17 protein-coding genes and 1 tRNA gene are annotated in these 16,142 nt (G+C 62.4%); 11 read left to right on the forward strand and 7 right to left on the reverse strand.

The annotated features are described in order from the left end of the window. Positions 1-64: 64 nt before the first annotated feature. Both KF691_07665 and KF691_07670 read right to left on the reverse strand, forming a co-directional pair. Positions 65-466 (reverse strand): four helix bundle protein, encoded by a 402-nt coding sequence (locus tag KF691_07665; GenBank protein MBX3389319.1) that lies wholly within the window; start codon positions 464-466, stop codon positions 65-67. Beyond that, the gene (locus KF691_07670) at positions 463-1,362 is read right to left on the reverse strand and encodes a hypothetical protein (GenBank protein MBX3389320.1); all 900 of its coding nucleotides are present in this window, start codon (positions 1,360-1,362) and stop codon (positions 463-465) included. The genes KF691_07665 and KF691_07670 overlap by 4 nt, the downstream gene beginning before the upstream one ends. A gap of 90 nt (positions 1,363-1,452) precedes the next feature. On the opposite strand from KF691_07670, the gene KF691_07675 reads away from it, so the two are divergent. From KF691_07675 to KF691_07690, 4 genes are all read left to right on the forward strand, one after another. After that, complete coding sequence (locus KF691_07675; GenBank protein ID MBX3389321.1) at positions 1,453-3,321, forward strand: glycoside hydrolase family 15 protein; 1,869 nt, start codon at positions 1,453-1,455, stop codon at positions 3,319-3,321. 238 nt (positions 3,322-3,559) lie between these two features. Then, positions 3,560-3,718 carry a hypothetical protein gene (locus KF691_07680; protein MBX3389322.1) on the forward strand — a complete coding sequence of 53 codons (159 nt, stop codon included), beginning with the start codon at positions 3,560-3,562 and terminating at the stop codon, positions 3,716-3,718. 18 nt (positions 3,719-3,736) lie between these two features. Continuing rightward, entirely contained in the window at positions 3,737-3,994 is a 258-nt protein-coding gene (locus KF691_07685) for a hypothetical protein (protein ID MBX3389323.1), read from the forward strand. 9 nt (positions 3,995-4,003) lie between these two features. Next, on the forward strand, positions 4,004-4,384 hold the full coding sequence (locus tag KF691_07690; protein ID MBX3389324.1) for a helix-turn-helix transcriptional regulator: 381 nt from the start codon (positions 4,004-4,006) through the stop codon (positions 4,382-4,384). Between the two features lie 37 nt (positions 4,385-4,421). Here the strand turns inward: KF691_07690 and KF691_07695 are convergent. Continuing rightward, positions 4,422-4,495 (reverse strand) — tRNA-Met (locus tag KF691_07695). A 94-nt stretch (positions 4,496-4,589) separates the two neighbouring features. On the opposite strand from KF691_07695, the gene KF691_07700 reads away from it, so the two are divergent. Next, a complete protein-coding gene (locus tag KF691_07700; protein MBX3389325.1) occupies positions 4,590-5,387 on the forward strand; it encodes a nucleotidyltransferase domain-containing protein in 798 nt (265 codons plus the stop codon). Positions 5,388-5,433: 46 nt separating this feature from the next. Beyond that, positions 5,434-6,789 (forward strand): phosphoribosylamine--glycine ligase, encoded by a 1,356-nt coding sequence (gene purD / locus KF691_07705; GenBank protein ID MBX3389326.1) that lies wholly within the window; start codon positions 5,434-5,436, stop codon positions 6,787-6,789. Positions 6,790-6,822: 33 nt separating this feature from the next. On the opposite strand, the gene KF691_07710 is transcribed toward purD, so the two are convergent. Further along, entirely contained in the window at positions 6,823-8,208 is a 1,386-nt protein-coding gene (locus KF691_07710; protein ID MBX3389327.1) for a hypothetical protein, read from the reverse strand. Positions 8,209-8,304: 96 nt separating this feature from the next. On the opposite strand from KF691_07710, the gene KF691_07715 reads away from it, so the two are divergent. Next, the gene (locus KF691_07715; protein ID MBX3389328.1) at positions 8,305-8,979 is read left to right on the forward strand and encodes a gamma-glutamyl-gamma-aminobutyrate hydrolase family protein; all 675 of its coding nucleotides are present in this window, start codon (positions 8,305-8,307) and stop codon (positions 8,977-8,979) included. Between the two features lie 8 nt (positions 8,980-8,987). Here the strand turns inward: KF691_07715 and KF691_07720 are convergent, their stop codons facing one another. After that, positions 8,988-9,614: a PH domain-containing protein gene (locus KF691_07720; GenBank protein ID MBX3389329.1), complete on the reverse strand. Its 627-nt coding sequence runs from the start codon at positions 9,612-9,614 to the stop codon at positions 8,988-8,990. Positions 9,615-9,745: 131 nt separating this feature from the next. Here KF691_07720 and KF691_07725 point away from each other — a divergent pair, with 131 nt between their 5' ends. The 4 genes from KF691_07725 to KF691_07740 are packed head-to-tail and all read left to right on the forward strand — an operon-like array spanning position 9,746 to position 13,316. Beyond that, complete coding sequence (locus tag KF691_07725; protein ID MBX3389330.1) at positions 9,746-10,084, forward strand: DUF190 domain-containing protein; 339 nt, start codon at positions 9,746-9,748, stop codon at positions 10,082-10,084. Positions 10,085-10,135: 51 nt separating this feature from the next. Further along, positions 10,136-10,657, forward strand: a complete 522-nt coding sequence (locus KF691_07730; protein ID MBX3389331.1) for a hypothetical protein — start codon at positions 10,136-10,138, stop codon at positions 10,655-10,657. 11 nt (positions 10,658-10,668) lie between these two features. Beyond that, positions 10,669-11,619, forward strand: a complete 951-nt coding sequence (locus KF691_07735; GenBank protein ID MBX3389332.1) for a hypothetical protein — start codon at positions 10,669-10,671, stop codon at positions 11,617-11,619. Beyond that, on the forward strand, positions 11,616-13,316 hold the full coding sequence (locus tag KF691_07740; GenBank protein ID MBX3389333.1) for a hypothetical protein: 1,701 nt from the start codon (positions 11,616-11,618) through the stop codon (positions 13,314-13,316). The genes KF691_07735 and KF691_07740 overlap by 4 nt, the downstream gene beginning before the upstream one ends. 2 nt (positions 13,317-13,318) lie before the next feature. On the opposite strand, the gene KF691_07745 is transcribed toward KF691_07740, so the two are convergent. Both KF691_07745 and ligA read right to left on the reverse strand, forming a co-directional pair. Further along, positions 13,319-13,885 carry a class IV adenylate cyclase gene (locus KF691_07745; protein ID MBX3389334.1) on the reverse strand — a complete coding sequence of 189 codons (567 nt, stop codon included), beginning with the start codon at positions 13,883-13,885 and terminating at the stop codon, positions 13,319-13,321. Positions 13,886-13,922: 37 nt separating this feature from the next. Continuing rightward, complete coding sequence (gene ligA / locus KF691_07750; protein MBX3389335.1) at positions 13,923-16,136, reverse strand: NAD-dependent DNA ligase LigA; 2,214 nt, start codon at positions 16,134-16,136, stop codon at positions 13,923-13,925. Positions 16,137-16,142 lie beyond the last annotated feature (6 nt).

The raw sequence follows: 16,142 nt of genomic DNA on the forward strand, positions 1-16,142 counted from the left end.
CCGGATGAGGAATGGTGTGGAGGAAGAGAAGGGAAGGGCAGAGGGGCAGAGGGAAGAAGAGCAACTACTTCTTGCGTTTCAGGTCTTTCTTCAGCCGAAGCTCTTCTTTCGTCTTGGCGTCTAACTTCATCAGCAGGCTTTGGATCATGCGATCTTCTTCGGCCAGTTTGGCAATCAATCCCGGATTGACGGGAATCATTTCCAAGCTGGTTGCGATCTCGTAGGCGGTACTCAGTTCTCCCAGCGAACCGATCGCCGTTCGAAGACCCTTCATGTATTCCGGGCGTGTGTACTTGCAATATCCTTCCGCGATGTTCATCGGGATCGAGCATGCGGCGCGACGCATCTGATTGGTGAGACAGAACATTTCTTCCTTGGGCATCTTCCGTGTCGCGAGATAGATCTCGCGCGCCAAGATCATCCCCTTCTGCCAGATCAACAAGTCTCGAAACGTTTTCACTTTCATGGGTCGTGCTTTCCGGTAATCGGTTTGTTTCCGCCGCGTTTATCCCTTTGCCCCTTTGCCCCTTTGCCCCTGTTTACCAAATCCAACGCCTTCGACAAACACGTCAACATCCCCAGCCCGAGCACGTCGACCTTGAACATTCCGACCGCGTCGATGTCGTCCTTGTCCCATTCGATCACCGTGCGATCGGGCATCGCGGCGTTCTCGACGGGAACGAGTTCGCAGAGCGGCGTGCGCGTGATGACGAATCCGCCAACGTGTTGCGAGAGATGGCGAGGGAAACCGAGCAACTCGCCGACAAGTCGCGCGAGCCACTGCAGCGTGATGTCTTCCGGGTTGAGGCCCATCTCGCGCAGGCTTTCCGGATCGATCGCGCCCTTGTCCCACCACTCGATCGATTTCGCAAGGCGATCGACAAGATCGAGCGAGAGCCCGAGCGCTTTGCCGACGTCGCGCACCGCGCTGCGCCTTCGATACGAGATCGCCTCGGCGGTGAGCGCGGCGCGATCGCGTCCGTATTTTCTGTAGATGTACTGGATCACCTCCTCGCGCCGCTCGTGCTCGAAATCGATGTCGATGTCCGGCGGCTCGTTGCGCTCCTTGCTGATGAAGCGCTCGAAGAGCAATTGGAACTTGGTGGGGTCGACGCTGGTGACGCCGAGGCAGAAGCAAACGGCGGAATTCGCGGCACCTCCCCCCCCCCCGGCCCTGGCAGAGACGGCGGTGTTCGCGGAAGCAAAGGCGGCGGGTCGCACGATGATGCTGCCGGGGCCGCACAATTCGCGGTTTGCGCCAGATCGGGAGCGGACGATCAAATCCGCAACGGCGGCGTTTGTCGTTTCAACTCTCGAACTGATGCCGGCGTCGCGGTAACGGAGACAACAGAAGGCTCGCACTCGATTTCCTCGAGGAGTTTCATTTTGTGATCTCCGGATGACTGCTAGGCTCTTGCCGGGTGAGTCCGCCTTACACCTCGGAACTTTGCAATGGCCTATCTCCCGATCGAGAACTACGGCGTCATCGGCAATCTCCGCACGACTGCCCATGTTGGACTCAATGGGTCGATCGACTGGCTGTGCATGCCTCAGTTCGATTCGTCGAGCGTCTTCGCGGCGATCCTCGATGACGACAAGGGTGGGCGATTCAGCGTTTCTCCGGTGGAGAATCACGGCGCCGCGCGTCAGTTCTACTGGCCCGATACCAACGTACTGGTTACCCGCTTTCAATCGCACGAGGGGGTTGCCGAGCTCATCGATTTCATGCCGATGGGTGGACAGAGTGCCGCGGCTCCGCTGGATGATCCGCACACGCCGTCGATCGTGCGCATCTGCCGCGGCGTGTTCGGGCGGGTCAACGTCCGGGTGCATTGCCGGCCCGCGTTCGACTATGCGCGGGCGAAGCACCAATGCACGATCGTGCCGTGGGGCGCCGTGTTCGAATCGCCGGAGGCTTATCTGCATGTGACGAGCACGACGCCTCTGGCGGCGCAGGATTCCGGCGGTGTCGGCGCCGACGTCAAGCTCGAAGCGGGTCAGACGATCGTGCTTTCGCTCTATCACGGGATCGGGAAGGCACCCGCGCATGGGAAAACCGAAATTCTGCACGAGCCGCACGCCAACAAGCTGCTCGAGCACACGATCGGCTATTGGCGGCGATGGATACAGGGCTGCACGTACACGGGGCGCTGGCGCGAGATGGTTCGGCGGTCGGCGCTCACGCTCAAGATGTTGACGTTTGAACCAACGGGCGCGATCGTGGCGGCGCCGACGTGCTCACTGCCGGCGCCGATCGGCGGCGAGCGCAACTGGGACTACAGGTACACGTGGGTGCGTGATGCCGCGTTCACGCTGTACGGGCTGATGCGCGTCGGTCTGGTTCATGAGACCGACGCGTTCATGCACTGGGTCGATGCGCGGATCCACGAGTTGACCCCGGATGGGATGCTGCAGCCTCTGTACCGCCTCGACGGTCGCCACGAGGTTGAAGAGATCACGCTCGATCACTTGGAAGGGTACCGGGGCTCGCGTCCGGTTCGGATCGGGAATGCGGCGTACCAGCAGCTTCAGATCGACGTGTGCGGCGAGTTGATGGACTCGGTGTATTTGTACAACAAGTACGCGACGCCGATCAGCTACGACACGTGGAGACAGCTCACGCGGGTGATGAACTGGGTGTGCAAGAACTGGACGCGGCCGGACCGAGGTGTGTGGGAGGTGCGCGGGCCCGAGCATCATTTTTTGTATTCCAAAGTGATGTGCTGGGTCGCGCTCGACCGCGGCATTCGGCTTGCGGAGAAGCGGTCGTTCCCCGGCGATCTGCTCGGTTGGCGCAACGTTCGCGATGAGATCTATCGCGAGGTGATGGACAAGGGCTATCACCCCGGCCGCGGCGCGTTCGTCCAGCACTATGACACCGACACGCTCGACGCGGCGAACCTTGCGTTTCCGCTCGTGTTCTTTCTCGCGCCCAACGACCCGCGGATGCTTCGCACGCTGGACGCCATCTCGCGTCCGCTCACCGAGCGGGGCCTGACCGCCGACACGCAGGTGTACCGCTACCGGCAGGACGAGACGGACGACGGGCTTTCCGGGAACGAGGGCGGATTCAACATCTGCACGCTCTGGATGATCGAGGCGCAGACCCGCGCCGGGCGCTTTCAGCCGGAGCGGCTCGAGAAAGCGCGGGTGTTGTTCGAGAAGTTTCTCGGGTACGCCAATCACGTCGGGCTGTACGCGGAGCAGACGGGGATGCGAGGCGAGGCGCTCGGAAACTTTCCGCAGGCGTTCACGCACCTGGCGTTCATTAGTGCCGCGTTCAATCTGGATCGGGCGCTTGGTGGAAGCAGGGGGGAGTGACGGGGCAGGCGGCGTGGGCTTGGGCGTGGCGCCAAATCACTTGCATTTTGCAAGTGACTGCGTAGAATGCCGCCATGTCAAAGCCATTCACTGCGGAGCCCGTGCTGGACAAGCCCGGAGCGGGTGTTCCGAAGATCGAGCAGTTGGTGGGGGGGGGGTGCTGCGGATCGGCTGCCGCGTCAACGGTCGCGCGGGATCCGATCGGAAGTTCAATCGAGAGCGAACTCGGATACGCGAGTTGTATGAATCGCTTTCGGCGGGAGCGGCGGCGGAGCGCGTGCTGATCCCGAGGCTGCGCGGGCTCGAGGACAGCAGCAGGTATTGGTCGGTGTGGATGATGCTGGATCACCTTCGGATCGTGAATTCGCAGGTGGCGATGGTGATCGCGTCGCTTTAGAAGGGCGATGTGCCGCGGATGAAGGCGAGCACGGCGGCGGTGAAGCCGTCGAGAGAGGTTGGCGCGGATGTGGTGCAGCGATACGAGGGTTCGTGCGACGAGGTGGAGCGTGTTGTCGCAGGTGCGGCAAAGCTTCGGACGGCTGTGCGGTTCGCGCATCCGTGGTTTGGGCCGCTGGATGCCGCGGAATGGCACGGGATGACAGGGATGCATCTGGCGATTCATCGGAAGCAGATCGAGGAGATACTGCGGCAGATGAAATCAGAACAGAAGTAAGGAGGCTCGTTGGCGCGTTCAAAGAAGAGCAGACGCTCGGTTTGTCCGGTGGCTTGCGCGCTCGATCTGATCGGCGACCGGTGGACGCTGATCGTGCTGCGGGACCTCTTTGTGGGGAAGGCGCACTTCCGGGAATTTCTGGAATCGCCGGAGGGAATCGCGACCAACATTTTGACGAGCCGATTGCACGACTTGTGTGAGAGCGGGCTGGTTGTCGCGCGAGATTCGACGGAGCGGGCCGGGAGTTCGGCGTATGCGCTGACAAAGAAAGGCAGGAGCTTGCTGCCCGTCATGCTCGCCGTTCGCGATTGGGGGCTCGCGAATATTGCGGGAACGAGGGCGCTCGTGGGCGAGAAGGGCCGGAACGGGGCAGAGAATGGGCGGAAATGAAAAACCCCCGCGTCGTGAAACGCGGGGGGTTTTCGAATAGCGGGGCCAGGATTTGAACCTGGGACCTTCGGGTTATGAGCCCGACGAGCTACCGGGCTGCTCCACCCCGCAATCTGGAGGGAAGATAGGCGCGAGAGGCGGTTCTGTCAATCGGGGCGGGCGTTTCGGGCGCGAAACCAGGCGGCACCTTGCGGGTAGACGTCGCATGCTCCATCGCGAAGAAATCATCTCGGGGCTTCGGGAACAACTGATCGCAAATCCGGATTTTCGTGCCGCGTGGCTGGGTGGGAGCGATGCGAACGGGCGCACGGATGAGTGGTCGGACATTGATCTGATGGTGGTGTGCGCACGGGGCAAGACGGAAGCGGCGGCGACGGTCATCGAAGCGGCGGTCGAAAAAATCGGACCGATCCGGATTCGCTTTCGGTTGCCGACGCCGACGTGGCACGGATTCGAGCAGGCGTTCTATCAACTCGAGAATGCGCCGGAAGACTTGATGATCGATTGGCTGATCGTGGAGGAAGACAAGCCGCATCCGTGGTTTGAGAAGGAGCGGCACGGAGTCGGGCGGCTCTTGTTCGATCATGATTCGCTCGTGCGCGTGGCGCACGTTGATCGGGCCGCGTGCATTGACGCGGCGGCGAAAAAAGTGAAGGAGATGCGAAAGAAGTTCCCGTTGTTCCGGCATTTGCCCGTGAAACTGGCGCGGCGGAATCTGCCAGTGGATGCGGCGTACTTCTATCAGGCGCTGGTGCTGCGGCCGCTTGTTGATCTCTTGCGCTGCGTGCACTGCATCGAGCGTTACGACTTTGGATTCCGGTATCTGAAGGATGATTTGCCGCGGGGCGTGTACGAACGGATCGCGAGGCTTTGCTGGTTGCCCGGGCCGGAAGCAATCGCGGGGGCGGTGAAAGACGCAACGGAGATGTTTGAGAGTGCGCTTGTTACATGGGATGAAACGGAATTGAGAGAGGCGGGGCGCGCCGGCGCGGCATCGCGATAGCTACCATCGCCCCGGTTTGCCGCGGTCGGCGGCGATAGGGAGAGCGATGTCAGAAAAGGTCAATGTGCTTCTGGTCGGTGGCGGCGGGCGTGAACACGCGATCGCTCGGAAACTGCGCGAATCGCGCCGGCTTGGCGATCTGTGGATCACGCATCCGGAGAACGCGGGGTTGTCGAAGCTGGCGAAGCCGGTTGATGTTCCGGTGAGCTTCCGAGAGATCTACAGGCTCGAGCAATTCTGTGACAAAAACAAGGTCGGGCTGGTGGTCATCGGGCCGGAAGACCCGCTTTGCGAGGGATGGACGGACAAGCTTCGCGCGCCGGGGCGGATGGTGTTTGGGCCGTCTGCGGAAGCCGCGAAACTCGAAGGCGACAAGGCGTGGTCGAAGCAATTGATGCGGTCGGCGTCGATCCCGACGGGCGATGCACGGATTTTCACGGATTACCGCGCGGCGAAGGACTATCTCGCGTCGCGCGAGAGCCCACCGGCCCTCGACAATCGCTCGCGCGGATTGGTTGCCAAGAGCAGAGATGCCCACGCCGAAGCGCCCCCTGTGATCAAGGCGGCGGGGCTTGCGAAGGGCAAGGGGGTTGTCGTGCCACAGACGTTCAAAGAGGCGCACGAGGCGCTCGAGCGGATGATGGTGAAGAAGGAATTCGGCGATGCGGGGCGGCGCGTTGTGATCGAAGAGCGGCTGGAAGGCACGGAGGTTTCGGTTCTGGCGATCGTGGACGGCGGGAACATTCTGGTATTGCCGGCGTGCCGCGATCACAAGCGGCTCCAGGACGGGGACAAGGGGCCGAACACGGGCGGCATGGGCGCGTATTGCCCGGCCGAGAATATCGACGAGGAGACACTGCGTCATGTGGAGCGCGAGATCCTGGTGCCGACGATCGATGCGCTACGGCGGGACGGGATTGAGTACAAGGGTGTTTTGTACGCGGGGATCATGCTGACGCCCGCGGGACCGAAGGTGCTCGAGTTCAACTGCCGCTTCGGTGACCCGGAGTGTCAGCCGCTGATGGCGCGATTGAAGAGCGATTTGATCGATCTTCTGTGCGGCGCGTGCGAGGGAACGCTCGACCGGGTGGAAGTGGAATGGGACGAACGCGCGGCGAGCTGCGTTGTGATGGCCGCACGCGGCTATCCGGAAGCGCCGAAGAAGGGGGCGCCCATTCAGGGCATCGAGGACGCGGAGAAGGTGAAGGATGTGGTTGTTTCGATTGCCGGCGCGACGCGCGATCGGGACGGGGCGACCGTGACGAACGGTGGGCGTGTGCTGGGCGTGACCGGCCTCGGAGCGACTGTCGCGGAGGCGAGCGCCAAGGCCTATGAGGCGGTGCGAATGATCAGCTTCGAGGGCGCGCAGTTCCGTACTGATATCGGCGTTGCATCGAAATGAACGATGATGCGAGCCCGTTCCGCCGGAAAGCGATCACCGTTGCTGCGTATTTGACGTGAGCCCGCGCAGGGTGGCGAGAAAATCTCCGGGTCGTTGCCACGGCACCGTGCGCGAAATCGCGCGATAAACAATTTCAATCGCCGGAACGGAGGGCGCGCCGGAGACCCGCGAGGGGATCGATCCGACTCGGAGGAGAAAACTCGCGAGTGGATCGGATTTGGGTCCGAAGACGCGCACTTCGACGAATTCGTCCGAGGGCGGTGGCGGGGCGTCGAGAATTCGAGTCCCCGAGGAAGGCGTTTCGCAGAGCAGCCGTAGTAATTCGCGGACCGGAGGATCCGCCTCGCCGAATTTGCCGGATGAATCCCGCTCGACCACAGCGCGCCGGCCGGAGAATCTGATCTCGACCGACGCGATGTCGGCCGGGGGCAGGTCGAGGGAAATCCGCGACACGAACATTCCGGCGTCGGTTGGAATGGCCCGCAGTGTCGCTTCGTTCACGATTGCGATTTCCGGCCCCCAGAGCGCGGCGCTCTCGCCGGACTGGCGCGCAGTGATTCTGACCATCCGTGAATTCGAGTCGATCAGCGTGCCGAGTTCCATTGCCTGCTCGATTTCCAGGTGATCGCGTGTGCCCGGAACTTTGGCCGCGAAATGGATGACTCGTGCGGGCGAGGCCCACGCATCTTCGGGTGTCGCGTTCGGGGGCAGGAACCGATCGACGGCAGATTTGGAGAGCAGAAGCAGGGCGCCTTCGACTCCCGCGGCATCGGCTTTGATCGCGATCGGGTCGCGCATGATCCAGGCGCCGCCCGCCTTGACGACATCGAAGGTCGCGGACCCGGACCGCGAGCGGAGTTCGGTTGTTGCGGCCGTTGGCCAGAAGAGAAGATCCTTCGATCGCCAGGAGTCGATCGCGCTCCATGCGAGTGCTCGGACAAACTGCTCGTCGACTTCAGCCACCGCGGCGACACGCCCGTCGGCGCCGAGACGGGCGATGCTTCCGGTTCCGCCAAGCGGATTGGGGTCAACCGCGAGGCGGATCGGGCTGCCGGAACCTCGTGAGAGGGTCAGAAACAGAGCGGTTGGCATGGCGCGGGCATCGCCACCTTCGCGAGCTTCTGCAAGCAGCCGCAGGAGGCCCTGCACGCGGCCGGTCTCGGCGGGCCAGGGTGGCGTTCGTGCGTTGTCTTTGGGCTGGGAAAGGAGGATCCAGTAGGGATCGAACGGGGCCCGATCGAGGCGGGCGCGTTCGCCGTCGGGCCATTCGATCTCGATCTGAGAAACCTGCGACGGGGAAAAATCGGGAAGGAGCTGCACGGACGCCGATTGCAGCACCGGTCGCGGCTGCGTGAGCCAAACAATGATCCCGAGCACGAGAGCAGTAAGAACCCAGAAAAGTGCGGCCGAGCGCGACATCGGAGCAGTGTAGAGCCGGATGAGATTGCGCGCTCGCGGCGGGAAACGGAGCCTGAGCTGAATTCGACGAAGCCCATCATCGGAATCACTCCTGACGTGTCGGAGCAGGGGGGGCGCGTCAGGCTCGACGTGGCGCTTCAATACTGCCACGCGGTTGAGCGGGCCGGCGGAGTGCCGGTGATTCTGGCGCCCATGATTTCGATGCTGGACGAGTACGCGGCCCGCTGCGACGGTTTTTTGCTGACTGGCGGCGGCGATCCTCGCACCGAACCATTCGGAGTTGCCACGCATTCGCGGGTCACGCCTCAACACCAAATCCGGCAGGAATTCGAAACGATGCTTCTCGCCAGGCTCGATGGCGAGAAAACCACACCGGTGCTGGGCGTGTGTCTTGGGATGCAGATGATGTGCCTGGTTGCCGGCGGCACGCTGAATCAGCGAATGGAGGACAGCGTGCCGACGCACGCCGAGCACTGGAACTCCGAGCATCGGGTTGCACCGATTGGGTCTCCGCGCCGCTTCGAACTCTCGGGGCTTGTGCACAGCCGGCATCGGCAGGCGGTGACGGGGGCGGGGACGCTGGTTCCGATTGCGAGCAGTCCGGACGGTATACTGGAAGCCGTAGTCGATGAATCAAAGGAGTTCTATCTCGGCGTGCAATGGCATCCGGAGCGGACGCCCGATGCCGCGGTCGGGCAGAGACTCTTTGACCAGTTCATTGCCGCGGCAACCGGTTCTTCCTCGGGCCGCCGCGTTCCGCGGGGCAGTTGATCGCGGCGTCAACTCGTGAGGGCGTTTCCGAAGGATTCATCCGCGACATCGAGCTCGCGCACGCCCCGCAAGCGGCGCATTCGTTCGACGTTCTGACGGACCAACTCGCGGACATTCTCGGAGTCGCGGATACTCGGGAACAAGAGTTCCGGTTGATTCGGATCGCTCGTGATCATTTTGAGTGAACCCAGACCGAGCATCCGTTGGATGAGATTTCGAGTGAGGATGGTGTCTTTCACGCGGTACAACTCGACCTGGTCGTATTGCTTGCTGAGGACTCCCGACTCGACCTTGATGCGCTGGCTGCTGAGCGAAAAGCCGATATTGCGGAGCTCGATGTATTTCCAGATCGCGATCGGAATGGGAATGAGCAGAAGGCACGCGGCGAACCAGCCCGCGTTGAGCCACTGACTTGGGGAGCCATTCCAAACCTGCTCCTCCGGTCCGGCGGAGGCGCGGCGACCGCTCGAAGGCGGAGCCGGAAAGTCGGAGTCTTCGGCATCGGCCGAAATGGAGCGGGCGGAAAGACCCTCGGCGAGAACGGCCTGCTCGGCATCGGCGATGCTTGCTGCCGCGACAACTCTCTTGACAGTCCTGCCCGACGCATCGGTCGCGAGGACGGTGAAATTCTGCACCGCATTCCCCTTTCAAGCGATCATTGGGAAAGTCGGGGGCAGCATATCGCGCCGTAGCCCCAAATCGAGTAGACTCGAGCCGATGGTTGCGTCGTGTGTATGCCCGAGAGTGCATTGACAGGAGCAGCACGATGAAGATAGAAGGCGAAGGACAACTGCTGAGAATCTTTGTCGGCGAAGACGACACATTCGACGGTCGGCCGCTGCACGAGGCGATCGTGCAGACCGCACGGACGACTGGGATCGCCGGGGCGACGGTGCTCCGAGGCGTGCTCGGCTATGGAGCCAATTCGCTGCTCCATCGCCCTCCTCAGCCCGGGATTCCGAGTGAACTCCCCTTGTGCGTGGAAATCGTGGACCGGGCGGAGAAAATCAAGGCGTTTTTGCCGGTCGTGGACAAAATGGTCCGCGAGGGGCTGATGACGCTTGAAAAGGTCAATATTGTGATGTACCGGAGCCGGCGCACGTAGCGTGAGTGTGCGAGTGGCCGAGTCAGGGCCGCCGGGCAAGGATGCCTTTGAATGTCGAATGTCTTCTCCTCGTCGTATCCGATTTCACGCTCACCCGGCGTTTGCGCGGCGAGCGGACGTGCCTTTTTGCCCGGCGAGCGCGTTGTGGCGACGCTTTCGAATCGCGACGAAGAATTCGTGAGGACGGATTTTTCGAGTGAATCATGGACGGGTGGCGCCCGGCCGACCGGTCTGTTTGCGCATTGGACGACCGTGTTTCAGCCCGGGGCGGATGCTCGCAAGACCAAGCTTTCGGATGAAGAGGCATCGGAACTTTTCGAGCAACTCGACAATCCACAGACTCCGGCGCAGGAAGCGTTCCGGTTTGTGCTCGCGTTGTTCCTCGTCCGGCGAAGACTGTTTGTCTATGAGGGTTCGAAAGACGGGATGCTGCGGGTGCGGGCGCGGACTCGCGCGGATGAGATACAGGCGCCTGTCGTCGAAGTGCGCGAGGTTTCAATGAAAGACGAGTCGCTCGCGGGCGCGCTTGACCAGCTGAAGGAGCTGATTCCCGACCCGGTGGGGCAGGCTTGAAGTTGCGCGGGGTGTCATCGAGGCTCTTTGCACGCGTGCTTGCGGGCGCGTTGATCGCGGCCGGATTGTGGACGGGCGGTTGCCAGAGCTCCCCGCAGACGCCCGGCGGCGGAAATGTCGCGCAGCCGAAAGCGTTGCCGCCGATCAAATCGGTGATCGATGCGCAGAACGAACGAGTGCGCGGGCTGGATTCTCTGTGGGCGCGTGTTTCGCTGCGCGTGGACGGGCGGCTTGCGAACGCGACGCTCAACAAGGAAGAAGCGGAAGGCTACTTGCAGGTGATCTTTCCGACGAAGGTCGCGGTCATCATCAACAAACTCGGAAACACGTACTTCTATCTCGGCAGTAACGAGGAGCTGTATTGGTGGTTCGACCTCACCGGCGACAAGGTCGCGTTTTTCGGGCGGCACGCCAAAGCGACTCCGGAGACGGTTGATCGATTCGGGATTCCCGTGCACCCGCTCGACCTCATCGAGTTGATGGCGATCACGCCGATTCCGCTTCCGGGGCAGCCGGGAAGCCCGGAAAAGCTGCACTGGAGCACCGACAGGACGCTTCTTTGGTACGACTTGCCAGCGCGTGGTTCGACGAAGCGTGTGCTTGTTGATCCGCAATCGATGCTTCCGGTGATGGTGGAGCTGTTGGACGGATCGGACAAGGTGGTCGTGCGGAGCGAGCTCTCGAAGTATGTTGCGTTTCAGTCCCGTTCCGTGGTGGGTGCGACGCCGAGCCTGCCGTCGCGGTGCATCATCAAGGTGCCGCGGCAGGATCTGACAATCACGATCAATCTCAACGATCCGGGAAATGGAACCGCCGGAGGTAAGCCCATTAATCCCGCCGCGTTCGACTTCATCAAATTGTTGAAAGAGTCGTATCGGGTGCCCAGGTTGATCGATCTCGATAAGCGAGAAACGATGGATGGGGCCGAGCCCCCGACGGCGCCAGACGGAGCGAGCAAGTGAACGGCGGCACTTTCTTTTCGCGCTGGCGAATGCCCGCGTCGCTCGCGGCCACACTTGTCGTGCTCATTGCCTGGCAAGCCTCGGCGCGACTCCCGAGTGCGGGTGCGCCGATGACTGACTTGCAGGCGTATCCGGCGGCGACGCATTCGTGGTTCGTCATGCCGGCTGTCGGGGGTCGCGAATACGTTCTCGCGCACGTTCCGCCCAGAGCCGCATCGGACAATTCGGGGCGCCCGGCGGCACAAGGGTTGTATCGAAGTGTGACGCGGCTGACCGAGGTGCCCGAGGCGCTTGCCGCGTGGGAGAATGCGGTCTTCGCGGTGTTCAGTCCGCGCGCCGATGTCAGCGGCGACCCCGCGAGCGCGACGCGGACCGTACGAGCGCTCCGGGCGCAGCGCTTTTCCGACTCGGATCTGTGGGTCGATCAACCTTCGGGGAGGATGGACACGCTGCCGAGTCTCCCGGGAATGTCGAAGCTTGCGGGCGTTGCGGCAGGCCCTTTGGGGCCGGTCGCGCTCCTGGTCGACGAACCTGAAGAAGCGCTCCGCCTTCTGTTGTTGAGCGATCGGGCTTGGCGATCGATCGAGATTCCGGAAGCGCTGTGCAAGATGCAGCGAGACACGGGTGGTACTCGGTTCGGCGTGTTCGCCGATGCCCGAGCAATCTATTTGGTTGCGTGGCGCCGAGGACATTGGGAAGTCTGGACCGAAGAATGGACGGAGATCAAATCCGACGGTGAGCCGAAGTGGAGGTCGAGCTGGACCGCTGAGAGATTCTCGCCTTCCGGGAGCGAAGCAATCCCGCCGACGGCGACGTGGATGCGCGTCGGCGGCCGGTGGTATGCGGCGGCAAATGCCGGGACTGATGCGATCGACGTGTTCGAGATCTCGCCGGGGTATGTCCGGCGTATCGCCGATGTCCAGCCCGTCGGACAGGTGCGCGCGCTAGTCCCGCTTGACGGGCTCGCGCGATTGATGGTCGTTTCGGCGACGCGCCAAAGCAGTCCCGACGCGAAGATTCTCGGCGTGACCCCGACCCCTGGAGCGAAGGTGATCGAGTTTTCGCTGCTGACAGGCCGGATTTTCTACTCGGGTCCGGCTCAGCCGCTCGATCCGCTGGGGTCGGGGGAGTTTCGCTTCATCGCGATCGGATTGGTCCTCGCGATGGGACTCATTCTTGTGTTGGTGCTGCGCGCCGAAGAGCCCGATGGGGTGCATCTTCCGGAAGGCTTCTCATTCGCGGAGCCGACTCGTCGGGCGATCGCCACCATTCTGGACATCGCGATTGTCGCGCTTCTTATTCCGCGTCTGACGGGCAACAGCGTTCTCGAATTGCTCGGCCCGATGGTCTGGTTGGACGGCGAGGCGTTCGAGACGCTTTTCCTTCTCGCGATCCTCGGCTGCATTGTCGGTACCGTGGGCGAGACGTTTTTTGGGCGCAGCCCCGGAAAATTGCTCGCGGATTGCGAAGTGATCTCCATCGCGCCGGCGAAACCGGGGGAACAGGCTGAATTGCGGCGACCTCGATTTGCCGGCAATCTGATTCGCAACGCGATCAAATGGTTCTTGTTTCCGGTTGCGGCGCTCGCGCTGATGGATGGTTCGGGGCGTCACCGGGGCGATCAATTCGCCCGTGCGGCAGTCGTCGTTCGCTTTGAGACGGAAGACGAAACCGACCGGCCGGATGACGACATGTGATTTCAGGCGGGCGCCGACTCGGCGAGCAGATCGCTGTATCCGGATGAAATCGGTTCGCCCAACAGCGGGCCGAGCGCTTCACGGATCTGCGCGATGGATTCGCGGCAGCGGCTCTCGCTGCAGCCCTTGGTCACCATCGCCTCCAGCTCGATGAATGTTCCAAGGTCGCGCACCATATCAAGATGAATGCGGACATTGCCGAGCAACAAGAGTTCGCGTGATTTGCGGACGACGAGCCAGGCCGGAAGCGGGCTGAACCCAAACCGTTCGAGCGCTTCGGCCTCGGAGTAGATCATGAAACGGCTGAGTTTCGGGGAGCTCGAGTCGGGGCGCTCGTAGAAGATCCACTCGGTCGGCTCGCCCGGAGTTTCGCGTTTTTTCAGGCGTGCATCGGCGACTTTGTAGTAGGTGTCGGTTTGTTCGAGCAGGCCGACGTATCGCGCGCCGAGCGCTTCGCACACCGACATGGCGAGAGGCAGATCGCGCAATTCGGCCTTGAATTCGACATTGCGCATGGTGCCGTCGTCTCCGCGATCTGGAAGCGTGGGCTTGGGGGCGGGCGTGGACATGTAGATTCTGCCGCGGATCGGGAGGAAGGCGAGGGGATCAGGATTTGCCGAGTGCTTTCTGCAATTGTGCCTCGTCCCAGACAGTAATGCCGAGTTCTCGGGCTTTGTCCAGTTTGGATCCCGCCGACTCGCCGGCGATCACGAGGTCGGTCTTGGACGAGACGGATCCGGAAACCTTGGCGCCGAGACGCTCGAGTATCTCCGTCAGTTCTGTTCGCTCGTAGTTCTCAAGGGTGCCGGTCAGGACGACGGTCTTTCCGGAGAACGGACCGGCTGCCGCGAGCTCGCCGGGCTTCTGATGGTCGAGGCTGACGAGTTTCACGCCGAGTTTGCGCAGCTCGCCAAATGTCTTTGTGGCCTGCGCGCTGTGGAGGTAGGCGTGAACGACTGGGGCGGTGTCCTTGCCGAGTCCCGTTTCCGGCCGGTCCTTTGGCTCCGGGGACAGACCGAGTTCGACCGCTCGGTCCTTTTTCAATGCACGCGGCATAAGCATGTCCGCCGGCGCTTCGAGAAGCGAATCGAGATCCGGAAAAACGCGCGCGAGCATCTTGCCGGTGGTGTCTCCGACATGCCGGATGCCCATGCTGGCGAGAAGCCGACCGAGTCCGCGCTGTTTCGCGGCTTCGACGCCCCCGATCAGCGTTTCGATCTTCTTCTCGCCCATGCCTTCGAGTTCCGCGAGCGCTTCGCGATGGTCGCGGAGACGGAATATGTCCGCGAATGAGTCGAGAGGGACTTTGCTCGCGCGAATCAGGTCGACGGTTTTCTCGCCGAGACCCTCGATATCCATCTGCTTGCGGCCCGCGAACCAGACCAGTTTTTCGCGCATCTGCGCCGGGCACTCGGGGTTCATGCAGCGACGAACGGTTTCGAGTGCCGGGTTGCTTTCCGCTTCGGGCGGCTCCACTTCAACGACGGCGGAACATTCGGGGCACTTTGACGGGGCATCGATCTTGCGGGCAGATTTCGGGCGCTTCTCGAGGAGGACCCCGACCACCTGCGGGATGATTTCCCCGGCCTTTTCGACGTAGACCGTGTCACCGATTCGGATGTCGGTGCGTGTTCCGGCTTCTTCGGTTTCGGCGTCTCTGATGCGTCCGTAGTTGTGCAGCGTCGCGTGCTGCACCATGGTCCCGGCGATCAGCACCGGCTCCATTACGGCGCGGGGGGTGATCTTGCCGGTTTTCCCGACCTGATGCAGCACGTCGATCAGTTTGGTCGTCTTGCGCTCGGCGGGATACTTGTAGGCGACGATCCAGCGCGGACTCTTGGAGGTCAGACCGAGTTCCGCCTGGCGCGCAAACGAATTGACGCGGACGACCATCCCGTCGGTTGCGAACGAAAGAGAATGGCGCTGTTTGTCGAATTCGCGGATGATTGTGATGGCGTCGTCCACCGAGGCGCACACTTTGGAGTGGGGGCTTGTGGGGATCCCCAGCGCGCGAGCGTTCTGTAGAAAACCCGAAAAAGTTGAAGCGAACTCCTCGGCATCGCCCGGTTTGCGCAGGACAATGTCGCCTCTCCCGTGCGCCGAGAACGCGAGGTTTCGTGAGCCGGCGACCTTTGGATCGAGGTTCTTGAGCGTGCCCGCCGTCGCGTTGCGCGGGTTCATGAACAGCTCTTCGCCCGCATCTTCGCGCTCCTTGTTCAAACGCTCGAATTCGCGGGCCGGCATGTACACCTCGCCGCGCACTTCGAGCACTTTGGGGATCTCGACCCCGCGCCGGCCTTCGGCTTCGAGCGTGAGGGGGATCGCGCGGATCGCGCGGGCCGCGTGCGTGACATCGTCACCGGTCGTGCCGTCGCCCCGCGTGACGGCGTACGCCAGTTTTCCATCGACATAGCGGATCGAGAGCGCGACGCCGTCGATTTTGGGGTCGCACACGATCTCGGGTCCGGCGCTATTCCCGCCGAAGAGCCCGGCGTCGCCTTTGCTCACCCGGGCGTACCACTCGCGCAGCCCCTGCTCGTCGTAGGTGTTGTCGATGCTGAGCATCGGCACCTTGTGCTTGATTTGCTCGAACCCTTCGATCGGGTCGCCCCCGACGCGCCTGGTCGGGCTGGTCGGATCATCCAACTCCGGATGTCGGGCTTCAAGGGCCGCCAGTTCATTCAGCAACCGATCAAATTCCGGATCGCTCATGATCGGCGCCGCGTCCGCGTAGTACGCGCGGTTGGCGCGATGCAGCAGCGATCGCAACTCCTCGATGCGGGCAACTTCTTTGTTGCTGGTCTTTGCCGGGGGTGTCACGCGAGA

It is taken from the genome of Phycisphaeraceae bacterium (assembly GCA_019636555.1).
Lineage (GTDB): Bacteria > Planctomycetota > Phycisphaerae > Phycisphaerales > UBA1924 > JAFEBO01.